Source organism: Neptuniibacter pectenicola, assembly GCF_001597735.1.
Taxonomy (GTDB): domain Bacteria; phylum Pseudomonadota; class Gammaproteobacteria; order Pseudomonadales; family Balneatricaceae; genus Neptuniibacter; species Neptuniibacter pectenicola.
In genome coordinates this window covers 36686-49345 of sequence record NZ_LUTS01000011.1, presented here as the reverse complement: position 1 = coordinate 49345, position 12660 = coordinate 36686, and the positions used below count along the sequence as shown (strand labels likewise).

Annotated in this window: 13 protein-coding genes and 1 pseudogene; 11 read left to right on the top strand and 3 right to left on the bottom strand. The window is 43.4% G+C overall.

Annotated elements, in window-relative coordinates; all coding sequences use genetic code 11:
* The 4 genes from dmpG to thmT are packed head-to-tail and all read left to right on the top strand — an operon-like array spanning window position 1 to window position 2629.
* Window positions 1-1029, top strand: a complete 1029-nt coding sequence (gene dmpG / locus A3773_RS13880; RefSeq protein WP_067987040.1) for a 4-hydroxy-2-oxovalerate aldolase — start codon at window positions 1-3, stop codon at window positions 1027-1029.
* Window positions 1029-1820 carry a 2-oxo-3-hexenedioate decarboxylase gene (dmpH, locus tag A3773_RS13875; RefSeq protein WP_067867321.1) on the top strand — a complete coding sequence of 264 codons (792 nt, stop codon included), beginning with the start codon at window positions 1029-1031 and terminating at the stop codon, window positions 1818-1820. The genes dmpG and dmpH overlap by 1 nt, the downstream gene beginning before the upstream one ends.
* A gap of 24 nt (window positions 1821-1844) precedes the next feature.
* Window positions 1845-2429 carry an antibiotic biosynthesis monooxygenase gene (locus tag A3773_RS13870; protein ID WP_067987038.1) on the top strand — a complete coding sequence of 195 codons (585 nt, stop codon included), beginning with the start codon at window positions 1845-1847 and terminating at the stop codon, window positions 2427-2429.
* Between the two features lie 8 nt (window positions 2430-2437).
* Window positions 2438-2629 (top strand): 2-hydroxymuconate tautomerase, encoded by a 192-nt coding sequence (thmT, locus tag A3773_RS13865; RefSeq protein WP_067987037.1) that lies wholly within the window; start codon window positions 2438-2440, stop codon window positions 2627-2629.
* 106 nt (window positions 2630-2735) lie between these two features.
* Here the strand turns inward: thmT and A3773_RS13860 are convergent, their stop codons facing one another.
* Window positions 2736-3635 carry a LysR family transcriptional regulator gene (locus A3773_RS13860; protein ID WP_067987034.1) on the bottom strand — a complete coding sequence of 300 codons (900 nt, stop codon included), beginning with the start codon at window positions 3633-3635 and terminating at the stop codon, window positions 2736-2738.
* Between the two features lie 99 nt (window positions 3636-3734).
* Here A3773_RS13860 and A3773_RS13855 point away from each other — a divergent pair, with 99 nt between their 5' ends.
* The 3 genes from A3773_RS13855 to A3773_RS13845 are packed head-to-tail and all read left to right on the top strand — an operon-like array spanning window position 3735 to window position 6851.
* Complete coding sequence (locus A3773_RS13855; RefSeq protein ID WP_067987031.1) at window positions 3735-5435, top strand: sigma-54-dependent Fis family transcriptional regulator; 1701 nt, start codon at window positions 3735-3737, stop codon at window positions 5433-5435.
* Window positions 5432-5830 carry a GlcG/HbpS family heme-binding protein gene (locus A3773_RS13850; protein WP_067987029.1) on the top strand — a complete coding sequence of 133 codons (399 nt, stop codon included), beginning with the start codon at window positions 5432-5434 and terminating at the stop codon, window positions 5828-5830. Before A3773_RS13855 ends, A3773_RS13850 begins: the two co-directional genes overlap by 4 nt.
* Complete coding sequence (locus A3773_RS13845; RefSeq protein ID WP_067987027.1) at window positions 5823-6851, top strand: LLM class flavin-dependent oxidoreductase; 1029 nt, start codon at window positions 5823-5825, stop codon at window positions 6849-6851. The genes A3773_RS13850 and A3773_RS13845 overlap by 8 nt, the downstream gene beginning before the upstream one ends.
* Before the next feature lie 83 nt (window positions 6852-6934).
* Here the strand turns inward: A3773_RS13845 and A3773_RS13840 are convergent, their stop codons facing one another.
* The gene (locus A3773_RS13840) at window positions 6935-8683 is read right to left on the bottom strand and encodes a pyrroloquinoline quinone-dependent dehydrogenase (protein WP_067987026.1); all 1749 of its coding nucleotides are present in this window, start codon (window positions 8681-8683) and stop codon (window positions 6935-6937) included.
* 538 nt (window positions 8684-9221) lie between these two features.
* Entirely contained in the window at window positions 9222-9698 is a 477-nt protein-coding gene (locus A3773_RS13835; RefSeq protein ID WP_156473538.1) for a GNAT family N-acetyltransferase, read from the bottom strand.
* Between the two features lie 137 nt (window positions 9699-9835).
* Here A3773_RS13835 and A3773_RS13830 point away from each other — a divergent pair, with 137 nt between their 5' ends.
* The 4 genes and pseudogenes from A3773_RS13830 to A3773_RS18590 all read left to right on the top strand — a co-directional run bounded on the left by A3773_RS13830 (window position 9836) and on the right by A3773_RS18590 (window position 12563).
* Entirely contained in the window at window positions 9836-10444 is a 609-nt protein-coding gene (locus A3773_RS13830) for a glutathione S-transferase family protein (protein WP_067987024.1), read from the top strand.
* Window positions 10445-10454: 10 nt separating this feature from the next.
* The gene (locus A3773_RS13825; protein WP_067987022.1) at window positions 10455-11168 is read left to right on the top strand and encodes a helix-turn-helix transcriptional regulator; all 714 of its coding nucleotides are present in this window, start codon (window positions 10455-10457) and stop codon (window positions 11166-11168) included.
* 246 nt (window positions 11169-11414) lie between these two features.
* Window positions 11415-11582, top strand: a pseudogene (locus tag A3773_RS18595) (MerR family transcriptional regulator); the annotation flags it as partial.
* Between the two features lie 237 nt (window positions 11583-11819).
* A complete protein-coding gene (locus A3773_RS18590; protein WP_197462798.1) occupies window positions 11820-12563 on the top strand; it encodes a class I SAM-dependent methyltransferase in 744 nt (247 codons plus the stop codon).
* Window positions 12564-12660 lie beyond the last annotated feature (97 nt).

Genomic DNA, 12660 nt, shown 5'->3' with positions numbered 1-12660 from the left:
ATGGACTTAACAGGTAAAAAAGTAACACTTCACGATATGAGTCTACGTGATGGGATGCATGCTAAACGTCATCAACTTTCATTAGAACAGATGGTTGCTATTTCAACCGGCTTAGATGATGCCGGTATTCCCCTAATCGAGGTGACACATGGTGATGGTTTAGGGGGCTCATCCTTGAATTATGGGTTTCCGGCACATACTGACGAAGAGTACCTAAACGCTGTCATTCCAAAAATGAAAAACGCAAAAGTGTCTGCATTATTACTGCCAGGCATTGGTACCGTCGATCATCTTAAAATGGCCCGTGACTGTGGCGTCAACACAATACGTGTAGCGACTCACTGCACAGAAGCAGATGTATCTGAGCAGCATATAGGCATGGCCGCTAAGATGGATATGGATACAGTGGGCTTTCTTATGATGGCGCATATGGTGTCTGCAGAGAAAATACTAGAACAAGCAAAATTGATGGAAAGCTACGGTGCTAACTGTATCTATTGCACCGATTCAGCGGGTTACATGCTTCCTGATGAAGTATCCGAAAAAATCGGCCTACTACGCTCTGAATTAAACCCAAATACAGAACTCGGTTTCCACGGTCATCACAATATGGGGATGGCCATTGCTAACTCATTAGCTGCAGTTGATGCAGGTGCAAACCGCATAGATGGATCTGTAGCCGGTTTAGGCGCCGGCGCTGGCAATACACCACTCGAAGTGTTTGTCGCTGTGCTTGATCGTATGCACGCTAATCATGGTGTAGATCTCTATAAGATTATGGATGTTGCGGAAGATTTAGTCGTCCCTCTAATGGATCAACCTATACGTGTTGACCGTGATGCATTAACCCTAGGGTATGCGGGCGTTTATAGCTCATTCCTTCTCTTTGCTCAACGTGCAGAAGCCAAATATGGCATCCAAGCACGGGACATTTTAGTTGAACTAGGCCGCCGCGGCACAGTGGGTGGACAAGAAGATATGATTGAAGATTTAGCCCTAACAATGGCTAAAGAAAAAGGATTAATCTAATGGGAAATCTAACAAAAGCACAAATTGAACAACTAGCCGAGCATTGTGAAAACGCCGAGTTAAAAGCATACGAAATCACTAAAATCACAGATGATTTTCCTGATATGACCTACGAAGATGCCTTCGATATTCAATGGGAAATGCGTCGCCGTAAAGAGGCCCGCGGCACTAAAATTGTTGGTATGAAAATGGGGTTAACCTCATGGGCTAAAATGGCTCAAATGGGCGTTGAACACCCTTGCTATGGTTTCCTTGCCGATTATTTCTCTGTTCCTGATGGCGGTGAAATCAAAATTGATGAACTGATCCATCCCAAAATAGAAGCTGAGCTAGCCTTTGTTACTAAAGCCCCCCTAAAGGGCCCAGGTGTACATATTGCGGATGTTCTACGCGCAACTGATTTTGTTATGCCGGCAGTGGAAGTCATTGATTCACGCTACAAAGATTTTAAATTTGATCTTAAAAGCGTTATTGCTGATAACTCCTCGTCAAGCCGCTTTGTGGCGGGTGGCACTATGGCAAAAGCGGAAGACTTAGATCTGAAAAATATTGGCGTGGTGATGGAGATCAACGGTGAAGTCGTTCAAGTAGGTGCCGGTGCAGCCGTACTAGGACACCCAGCATCCTCCGTTGCAATGCTAGCCAATATGTTGGGTGAGCGAGGGGAAGAAATCCCTGCCGGAACCTTTATTATGATCGGTGCAATTACCGCGGCCGTCCAAGTTAATAAAGGCGATAGCTTTACAGTGCGCTATCAAGACTTAGGTACTGTCAGTGGTAAGTTCGTATAATTAATACTTAACAGGAGTAACTAGATGAGTTCAGCAAAAAACACTAAACCGACGGTTTGCCAACCGGGAGATGAAGGCCCCATTACGGTCAGCATCTCACGTAAAGTAAAGTTAGGTTCTGAGGCCGAGTATGAAAACTGGGTTTCAGGTGTGATCAATGCTGCATCTAGTTACCCCGGTCATCTGGGAACAAATGTTTTACGACCGAGCCAAGCAACTAACCATGAATACGTCATTATCTATCGCTTTGATAATTATGCTAATTGTCAGCATTGGGAACAATCTGAAACAAGAAGCGAATGGTTAGCTAAACTTGAAAGTTTAGTTGAAGGGGAAGCGGTAACAAAACGAGGAACAGGGCTTGAGTTTTGGTTTGATCTACCTGAACTCCCCACCCAAAAGCACCCTTCCCCTCACAAAATGGCGCTGATATTAATCATTGTCGTTTATGTTCTTGTTGTCGCAATCAACTTAGCGTTTGCTCCCATTTTAGAGCCAATGTCTTTTTGGTTTAAAACATTAACAATCGTTGTCGCCCAAGTTTTATTGATGACCTATGTCGTTATGCCCAGAGTAACGCGTTTATTAAAATCATGGCTTTATAGCTGAGGGAATATATGCCAATTATACAGATCAACATTATTGAAGGACGTTCTAATGAACAGAAAGAGCGCCTTATCGCCGAAGTAACTGACGCTTGTGTTAGAGCCTTAGATGCATCTAAACCTAGCGTCCGTATTATGATTAATGAGATGCCTAAACAGCATTTCGGTATCGCGGGAGAGTCCGCTAAAAAATTAGGCAAGTAGAGCTAGGCTAAGATTAACATTCACTACTTCATCGTCCTTGTAAACGAGCATTGATCTACACTTTTGCCCTGCGCCTGCAGGGCTTTTTTTGTCAAAAGGTCGGAGACTAAGTCGCGGCCATAACCTTTCGCTCCTCTTCCGTTTTCGCCAAAATAAAGTCAATAAACAATCTAACTTTGGTTGGCAGATATTGGCGATGGGGATAAACCATTTTCACCTCTCGCCCAGCCGGCTCATATTCAGGTAGAAGGGTAATCAAGCGCCCCGTTGTTAATGCCTCGCCAACAATATAATCGGGTAAGCAAGCCACACCAATACCCGCTTCAACAGCCTCAGCGGCACCTTGTAACTCATCAAAGATCAACCGAGCCTCGCCGGTAAACTCAGAAGTATTTCCATATCTATCGGTAAAATTCCAAATAGGAGAGCGACGCGACAAAATTAACGGATAATCTTTTAACTCGGTGATCGAGGTCGGATGACCTAAACGCTCAATTAGACTAGGGCTTGCACATAATGAAAAACGGGAGGTAAACAAAAAACGGGATATCCAATCTGCGATATGTATCTCTCCAATACGGAAAGCTATATCAACCCCCTCCTCTTTTAGCGCTATATTACTGTTCGAAAGTAACAGATCGATATTGATCTTGGGGTAACACTCCATAAACTCAAAAAACCATGCATTTAACAACTCATTAGCTAAACTCACCGGTGCAGTGATTTTTAGGTTTCCTTGGGGGGATGTTAGCTCCCCCTCTAACCCCTGAGTTGCATCACTTAACTCCTCATATAATGGCTGACAGCGTCGGTAAAATAATGCGCCGGCTTCTGTCATAGAGAGTTTACGTGAGCTCCTATACAAAAGCTGATAGCCCAGCTGCTCTTCGAGCTGCTGTATACGGCGACTCAATGTAGAGCTCGGCATATTCAGCTCTTTAGCCGCAGCTATATAGCTACCACGATCAACCACTTTGACGAAAAGATAAAGATTATGAAAATCCATCCACATTGTCCCATTTATAGGATTTAAGTTCTCAATTATACCAGTAAATTTTATATACGAGATATTATAGAATCAAACGAAAAGCCAATTGGGGATCGTATGGATCATTTAAAATTGCCAGTAAATCCACAGCTTTGCCAACAAGTTCGTTTTGATGAACGAGATGGACAGATCTGGTTGGACGAACAACGAGTTCTACTCATGCAATTGATCGCGCTTGCAGAGTTTCGTAAAGAGCAGATAGAAACCCTAGGGCTGGAGCGCGCTAAAGGCTTTTTTATGCGCTTGGGCTATAGTATTGGCAAAAAAGACGCACAGCTTGCCCTTAGACTCAGCCAATCCAAAGAACCTTTAGATCTTATTAGGACTGGTTTTAGCCTTCACTCCCTTAAAGGCTTTGTTCGTGTTGATGAACAACAACTTGAAGTCGATCAAGCCAATGGACATTTTTATGCTGAATACATCATGCATGATTCTTATGAAGCTGAAATGTTCTGCACAGAGTTAGGACAACTTGAAGAACCGGTTTGCTGGAGCCTTATTGGACAGGCCAGTGCCTTCACATCCGCTCTACTTGGTCGAGAGATACTTTTTAAAGAGATCACTTGCCGAGGCTGTGGTGACAACACCTGCTTACTCGTAGGTAAACCCGCTGAAGAATGGGACGATGTAGCCACCTATCGTAAATACTTTAGTCGTTCGCCTATTATCGAAGAGCTGTATGAACTTCAATCTCAGATCTCCGTTTTACGCCATAAAGTTGATAAAAAATCGACCTTAGGTAATTTCCGAGGACAATCCCCCGGCTTTCAGCATGTCTGTAAATTAGCTAACAGAGCAGCCGACGCCAATGTTACTGTACTTCTACTCGGTGAAACCGGTGTAGGTAAAGAGTTAGTTGCACGGGCAATACATGATGCAAGTAACCGAGAAAATAAAAAATTTGTTGCGGTAAACTGCGCAGCCATCCCCCCTGACCTTATAGAATCAGAACTCTTTGGTGTCGAAAAAGGAGCATTCACAGGGGCAAGCAATTCTAGAGAAGGAAAATTTGAACGGGCCCATCAAGGGACTATTTTCTTAGATGAAGTGATTGAGTTATCCCCTCGTGCACAAGCGGCACTCTTAAGAGTTTTACAAGAAGGTGAACTAGAGCGCGTTGGCGACAGTCAAACCCGAAAAGTTGATGTCCGTGTAGTCGCCGCAACCAACGAATCATTAGAGGAAGCGGTTAAAACTGGGCGCTTTAGAGCCGATCTATACTACCGTTTAAATGTTTACCCGATTCATATACCGCCATTAAGAGAGCGTAGCGAAGATCTTATTTTATTGATCGAGCACTTTCTTGAGAAATATCACGCCTACTACAGCAAAAGAACCGCGGGACTTTCAGGACTAGCCATGCAGGCAATGATGAATTATGACTGGCCGGGTAATGTTCGAGAATTAGAAAACCTGATTGAGCGGGCACTTATTCTTACCGACAGCGGTGAAGAGATAAGTGCAACGGCTTTATTCCCAACCCTTAGTTTTAAAGCAAGCCAAACATTATCAGAGGATGGACATTTAATAGATTCATCCGAAAATGATGCAAAACAACACTCCACACTATGGATTCAAGAAGCACTTAATGATTGCGGTTCACTAGAAGATATTGAACAGAAATTTTTAGATTATGCCTTAGACAACGCCCAAGGCAATGTATCAGAAGCCGCACGTATTTTAGGTATTTCTAGACCGACTCTCGCTTACCGCATGAAGAAAATGGAAGAAAAAGGAAGAAAAAGGATAAGAACATGAACCAATTATTAGCCACTACATTAATCACAAAAGCAGAACAAAAAGCAGAGGAACTTGGTGTTAAAGTTTGTATCGCTATTACCGATCAAGGTGGACACCTTAATGCTTTTCGCCGTATGGATAATGCGTTTTTAGGATCAATTGATGTAGCGGCTGGCAAAGCAAAAACCTCAAGCCTCTTCCCTATCCCCTCAGGTGTTTTTGGCAAACTGATTAGAGAGGAAAATCTCTTAGGTATGGAAAATTCTAACGATGGCCTTATCGGTTTTGGCGGAGGGCATCCCATTTTTGTTGATGACGCTCAGATCGGTGCGATCGGTATCTCAGGTGCCACTGAAGCGCAAGATACAGCCATTGCAGAATTTGCAGTAAAGGAAACAGATCTGAATGGCTAATATCAAATTAAGCATTGTCGATCAGTCCCCTGTTCATGATGGGAAAAACCAAGCTGATGCATTAAATGACAGTATAAAATTAGCCAAGTTAGCGGATGAACTAAATTATCACCGCTATTGGATTGCTGAGCACCACTCAACCCCTGCTTATGCCAGCTCAGCCCCAGAAATTGTTATTGGCCAAATTGCCGCCAGCACAGAAAAAATCAAAGTGGGTAGTGGTGGCGTTATGCTTTCTCACTACAGCCCTTACAAAGTAGCAGAAGTCTTTAAAACACTTGCAGCGTTTCATCCGGGACGAATCGATTTGGGTGTTGGGCGAGCACCGGGCGGCTCAGAATCATCGAGTATCGCTTTAGCCTACCCTCACAAACCATCACCGTCTGATCATTATCCACACCAACTAGAAGCGTTAACCGCCTTTATTGACGACTATCAATTTGAAAAGCAACATCCCTTTTCAGACCTAACAACCACCCCTATGGGCGGAAGTTCACCTGAACTTTGGACCTTAGGTTCTAGCGATGGCAGTATAGATTTAGCGGCATCCATGGGATTAGGCTTTGTATTAGCCCTCTTTATTGGCACCCACGAGCGTTCCGCCGACATTATTAAACGGTATCGAAAACTGTATCGACCACGTACAGGAAGCGCCCCCCAATCGGGCTCCGCAATGATCGCAAGTGCCGTCATTGCAGCCGATACAAAAGAGGAAGCCGAGTTTTTAGCAGCCTCTCATACCTACTGGAAAGTCCTCGCTTTTCGTCACGGTGCACGTGAAGAGGTCAAACCTCCTGAAACCTGCCTCGACCTAATGAAAAAACTCTCACCTTCCGATCAAGCTTACTTCCATGAAACAAGAAACAGCATAATTACAGGCACGCCTAGCGAATGTAGGGCTAGATTAGAAGAGCAAGCGAACTACTATGATGTCGATGAAGTGATGGTTGTAGCCGTCACCCACAGCTTTGAAAAACGCTGTGATAGCTACCGCAAATTAGCACGGGTATTCAGCGAATAACCCGCACTGAATTAATGGACTAAAAACATTCAATAAAAAAGCCAACTTAGACATTCACTAAGTCGGCTTTACACTCACTTCACTTACTTATCAGGTAGGCTGAAAACTAAAAGACTGTCACCGGTTGGATAACCTGCAATTTTATTCCCCCCAGCCGCAACGGCAATATATTGCTTCCCTTTGATTGAATAACTAATCGGAGGCGCATTGACTCCGTACGGTTGTTTAAATGACCACAGCTTTTTACCGCTATTTTCATCTAAGGCAAAAAATTCACCATCTCCTTCACCACTAAAAATCAAACCACCCGCTGTCGAGAGAACACCACCTAACATAGGTAACCGCGTTTTATGTTGCCATTGGATTTTACCGTCTGTCAGCGCAATCGCTGTTAACGTACCAAATGCTGGTTCATCACTAAACTCAAAATAGGTATAGGTTTGCCAAGGTAGCTCTTTATTTACATTTAGCGGTTTCCGATAATAAGTCGCCGGCTTATGAATACCGGCAATATACACTTGCTGCTTGGCCTGATTAACAGATACCGGTGACCAATTACTCCCCCCCGCAATACTTGGAGCAATAGTCACCCCTACTGCTGAGGGATCAGCAAATAAGTTTATTTGCGGTACAAAGGCTTCCGATTTATACAGTAGCTCCCCGGTTTCTCGGTTTAACGCATAAAACCAGCCCGTTTTCCCTGCTTGCCCCACGGCTTTAACTCGCTCACCATTAATGACTGTCTCAAAAAGCACAGGAGGACTTGAAACATCATAGCCCCAACGATCATGCGGCACTTGTTGAAAAGCCCATTTAAGCTCTCCACTTGTGCTGTCAATTGCAACAATACTAGATGTATGTAAATTATCCCCGGGGCGAGCAGAATCATCCATATTCGGAGCAGGGTTACCCGTTCCGATAAACAGCCACCCACTCTCTTTATCAACTGCGGGAGTCGTCCAGATGGAGCCACCACCAAATTTCCAGCTTTGACGAAGATGTTCCTGCTTTTCCTTCTCTTGCTCTATATCTCGATTAAGCGAGATACCGTCAACCGTTTTATCACGCCATTGCCCCACCCAATTTTCACCACTGACACTGTACCAACGCCACAACTCCTTGCCTGTTTGGCTATCAAATGCAGCTAAAAACCCTCGTAATCCGGTACGCCCATCACCCAGCCCAACAACTCTCAACCCTGAATCTGTGTCTAGATGAAGACCATACCCTGCTCCGGTGCTACCTATAATGACTTTATCTTCAAAAACTTGGGGAGCCATATTAAAACTATGGCTAGTACCACCAACTATTTTTGCATTTTTGCCTAGATCCACCCCCTGCAACAAACCACCCATGCTCTCCTGTACGGATAAACTAATATCCTTAACTTTTATATCCCAAAGCAGGTCGCCACTCTTCTGATCCAATGCAATTAAATGCCCATCAATCGTCGCCTGAAAAACTTTTCCACGACTCACAGCAACACCGCGGTTAGCAGGACCGCAACAGCTTTTTTTACTCTCAAGGGAATGTTCATAGCGCCATATTTGCTCGCCACTAGCGGCATCAAGCGCCACGACATGATTGAAAGGTGTACTAAAAATAAGCTGATTATTTATTTTAATGGGACTGGTTTGAAAACTCGCTTTAATACCGGTGCTATACGACCAGGCCAATTCAAGCTGGTTAACATTGTCAGCATTAATTTGAGACAGTGGGCTAAAACGCTGATTTGATAGTCCGTTACCATATGTCGACCAATTAGAACCATCTCCATACGCATAACCTCCTGCGCCTAACATACAGACTAAGTAAAGCATGAGCTTCTTCATGTTTAACCTCTTAAAAATTTTTAATATCGACACTCCTTAACTAACCTGTCTCCTTTAAATAGGTTAAAGAGTAGCTCTTACACTTATCATTCAATAAGGTGAAATAAGCTCCCTAGCGCACACATCAAGCTAATTAAGGGAATATGCTTTGCTAGACAGTCTATATCAAAAAACACATAGCACAGCGGGCATTTAGCCCGTTAAACATCGCTTAAGTTGCCTATTAGGCCGAATGAATCCGGTAAATACCCGGTTACAAAAATTACATGACCCATCAGGTAATAAGATAAAACTATATTGGGCTGGTGCCAATCGTCTAAATCTACTCTGGAGTGGTAGAGCGAGGCGAATAATTAAGCGGAATCAAAAATTGTTTTTTTATTTGTGTAGTTACACGAATTTTCGTTACTACTTGTCGGTTACTCAGTCCGCAGGCTCTAGATCTCTGCGCAAATCTTACGTAAAAAATCGGAAGCCGCATTAATGGCTTATAATCGCGAATAAACACGCAACCACTTACATCGCTACACCTTAGTTTTTACACATGCATAGCTAATAGCCGAAATCGAACAAATTGCTGGCCATCGATTAAATAGTTTCCATCTTCGACAAAACCAAATCGAGTGATGGCTTTCGAGTTTGGTCTATCAATAGGCAAGAGCGCTGTTATTGACTCCAGCTTCCAATCAACAAACGCAATATTTTTGACCTTATCAAATACCTTTCTTCCATAGCCCCAAAAGTCAGGGTGGAGTACTAAGGCAAAATCCATTTCCCCGTTTTCGGGTTGCAACCCTCCCCATCCAGCAAAATCGTTATTAACTAATACAACCCAAGGGCCAATACCATGCTCTTCCCAGAGTTGCTTTTTCGATCTTAAAAATTCTCGGCAATTCTCCTCCGAAAAAGCGCCCTCCAGTAATGGCAGGTGCTTGCCTACTAAAGGGTTATTCATTAAATCAATGAGCTGTTTTTCGTACATTTCACTGAGATGAACAAATGTAATTTCTCCCACAAATTAGCTCCTTTCGTAACTTCTTCTCTCACTCACTTTTACATTTCGAAAGACTGCTGACAGGAGGTGACAGTAGTGCTCTGTTAATCTTTCGGCACGTTTATTTATCATCCAAACCCTAACTTAAGGATATCTTTATGTATACACTTTATGGCTTTCCATTCTCACAGCACAGTCGACGTGTGGTTTCTCTATTAGAAGAGACTGGCTTAGAATACGAATTTAAAAACGTCGACATGATGAGTGGTGAGCATATGTCTCCAACATATCTGGAGACCAATCCAAATCATCAGGTTCCCACGTTAATTGCCGATAATGTTAAGATTCACGAGTCAAATGCTATTTTACGCTATCTTTGTAACAAGCATAACTTGGAAGCTTGGTACCCTCAGGATGCTGATACGCGAGCGGCTGTAGATCAGTGGCTGGACTGGATTCAATGCCGTTTATCTCCCGCTGTTCTCGGTATTGTGCTTAACAAAGTATTTATGGGAGAGGACGCTGATCAAGATGCCATCAAGCAAGGGCAAGAAAAAATGGTAGAGTTGTCGCCTTTGTTAGAGAATACCTTTGCCGATTCGCAGTTTCTTTGCGGTGAAAAACCGACTATCGCCGACCTTGCGCTTGTCTCTAATATATTCCACCTGAGTTTAGCAGACGAACTTCCCACAGGGGAGAGTACTAGAAGTTGGTACAAGGCCATGCTAGAAATGGATGGCGTTAAAAAGTCATTACCAGAAATGTGATCAGGGCCCTATGTCAGCGACAAGACGACTTTTTAGTATTATTCAGACCTTGCGATCGGCCAAGCGGCCGATCACTGCGCAACAACTATGTGAGCAGCTGGAAGTATCGTTACGCACTATCTATCGAGATATTGCAGAGCTTCAGGCACAGCGTATTCCAATTGATGGTGAGGCAGGCATTGGCTACATTTTGAGAGATGGTTACGACATGCCTCCTTTGATGCTTACGTCAGATGAGCTGGAGGCTGCGCTTTTAGGGGCTCAATGGGTTGCCGAGCGTGGTGATGAGAAACTTTCAATCGGCGCAAGAAGCTTGGTTGAAAAGCTAAATGATGTCGTGCCTCAGCACCTAAAACAAATCGCTGACTCTTTGGTTGTTGTTGCGCCCTGCCTTACCCCGATCATCTCCGATACGATAGACCCTGAGGTGTTGCGAGAAGCAATGCGCTCGCGAAAGAAAGTCAAAATAGAATATACAGATGAAGCTGGCAAAGTTAGCCTGCGAACTATTTGGCCTTTTATGCTTGCCTATTTCGAGACGGTTAAACTCGCTGTCGCATGGTGCGAAAAACGAGAGGGATTCAGGCACTTTCGCACAGACAGAATAGTTCATATGGAGGTTTTAGAGGAGGTATTTCCAGCTACAACCCAACAGCTTAAGCAGGATTGGTGGAAACAAGAAAAAGAAAAGCCACGGTTTTACACAAAAGACAGCCCAAGTTAATGGCAACGTTAAAACTCTAATCTCGATCAGCCAGCGCATCACATAAGCGCCAACTTCCTTGTTAAAAACTCATTTAATATCTATTGACCTATCTATTGACCTATCTATTGACCTATCTATTGACCTACCTATTGACCTACCTATTGACCTATCTATTGACCTATCTATTGCTTGACAGTTTAAGGTGCTTACAGTCACTTCCTAGAAGTGTTTAACGCTCTGTACAAAATATAAGAACTTGCAAGCAAAGTTGGATTATCAGGAACCACTCTTCTTTACTATGAAAAGATTAGGTTGATCCCTGGCGACAGACAGCCAAATGGCTATCGAGTATATACAGAGAAAGATTTACAGCGAATCTTGTTGATCCAAAAATTGCAATCTGGTGGTTTGACACTGAAGGAATGTAAAGCATGCCTTGAGGAAAAAGTTGATAAAGCGCTATTGCTGGAGCGTTTAACAGCACTTGATAAAGAGATTGAGGAAAAACAACAGTCTAAAGAGTTACTTGTGGCCTTAATCGGTGAAGGTGACACCAAAGCGTGGCACGAAGACTTAAATAAGCGGGCACCCGATGCTCATTTAGAATGGTTATTAACTCAGGGTTTTAGCGATAAAGAAGCTCTACAACTGAAGTGGTTATCAAAGAATATGAACGAACATGATTTATATATGAATGATTTCATGAAGATTTTTGAAACACTAGAGCGATGGGGGCCAGGTAGTGAGGAAGATACCAAAAAAGCATTACTCGCTGTACCAAAATTGCCAGAATCCATTCTGGAGATAGGTTGCGGTAAAGGGCTTTCTACTGAAGTATTGGCAAAATGTAGTAACGCAGAGATTACAGCCTTGGACAATGAGCAATCAGCTCTTGATAGGCTGGAGCAGCGCTTTGCGCAACAATGTCTGGTTGACCAACTCAACACGGTTTGTGCAAGCATGACGAAGCTACCTTTTCCAAAAAACAGTTTTGACCTTCTATGGGCGGAAGGAAGTGCCTATGTAATCGGAATAGAAAATGCATTGGCGCAATGGCGTTCTGTACTTAAAAAGCACGGGTATTTAATGCTCAGCGATATGGTCTGGCGAACATCGACTCCGAGCTGTGAGTCAATTGAGTTTTGGGATCAAGAATATCCGGATATCCAACTGGTTCAGACCAGAATTAATCACATGAAAAAAGCAGGCTATCAGGTCATTGACCACTTCCCGCAAAGCGAAAACGCATGGTTAAACTACTATACGCCGTTGGGGAAGCGATTAAGCGAGCTAGAAAGGGATTTGGCAGATAGCTCCGCATTCAAAGATGTACAAAATGAGGTGAAGATTTGCACTCAATTTGGTCATGAGTTTGGCTATCACATGTTCATTCTAGAAAAATTCAATTCTTAATCCCGTATTTGTGTTTTCGACGCTTAGACATCTAAGCGTCGTAACGCCTCAAAATCCTACCTTTTTGACTGAGTAAGCTAGCGTTGCGTTTCATTTA

Excerpts from the sequence above, each read along its gene's own strand:
- dmpG (WP_067987040.1), top strand. The coding sequence starts at position 1 with ATGGACTTAACAGGTAAAAAAGTAACACTTCACGATATGAGTCTACGT.
- A3773_RS13845 (WP_067987027.1), top strand. The coding sequence starts at position 5,823 with ATGGCTAATATCAAATTAAGCATTGTCGATCAGTCCCCTGTTCATGAT.
- A3773_RS18590 (WP_197462798.1), top strand. The coding sequence starts at position 11,820 with ATGAACGAACATGATTTATATATGAATGATTTCATGAAGATTTTTGAA.
- A3773_RS13830 (WP_067987024.1), top strand. The coding sequence starts at position 9,836 with ATGTATACACTTTATGGCTTTCCATTCTCACAGCACAGTCGACGTGTG.
- A3773_RS13850 (WP_067987029.1), top strand. The coding sequence starts at position 5,432 with ATGAACCAATTATTAGCCACTACATTAATCACAAAAGCAGAACAAAAA.
- dmpH (WP_067867321.1), top strand. The coding sequence starts at position 1,029 with ATGGGAAATCTAACAAAAGCACAAATTGAACAACTAGCCGAGCATTGT.
- A3773_RS13840 (WP_067987026.1), bottom strand. The coding sequence starts at position 8,683 with ATGAAGAAGCTCATGCTTTACTTAGTCTGTATGTTAGGCGCAGGAGGT.
- A3773_RS13825 (WP_067987022.1), top strand. The coding sequence starts at position 10,455 with ATGTCAGCGACAAGACGACTTTTTAGTATTATTCAGACCTTGCGATCG.
- A3773_RS13855 (WP_067987031.1), top strand. The coding sequence starts at position 3,735 with ATGGATCATTTAAAATTGCCAGTAAATCCACAGCTTTGCCAACAAGTT.
- A3773_RS13870 (WP_067987038.1), top strand. The coding sequence starts at position 1,845 with ATGAGTTCAGCAAAAAACACTAAACCGACGGTTTGCCAACCGGGAGAT.
- A3773_RS13860 (WP_067987034.1), bottom strand. The coding sequence starts at position 3,635 with ATGGATTTTCATAATCTTTATCTTTTCGTCAAAGTGGTTGATCGTGGT.
- thmT (WP_067987037.1), top strand. The coding sequence starts at position 2,438 with ATGCCAATTATACAGATCAACATTATTGAAGGACGTTCTAATGAACAG.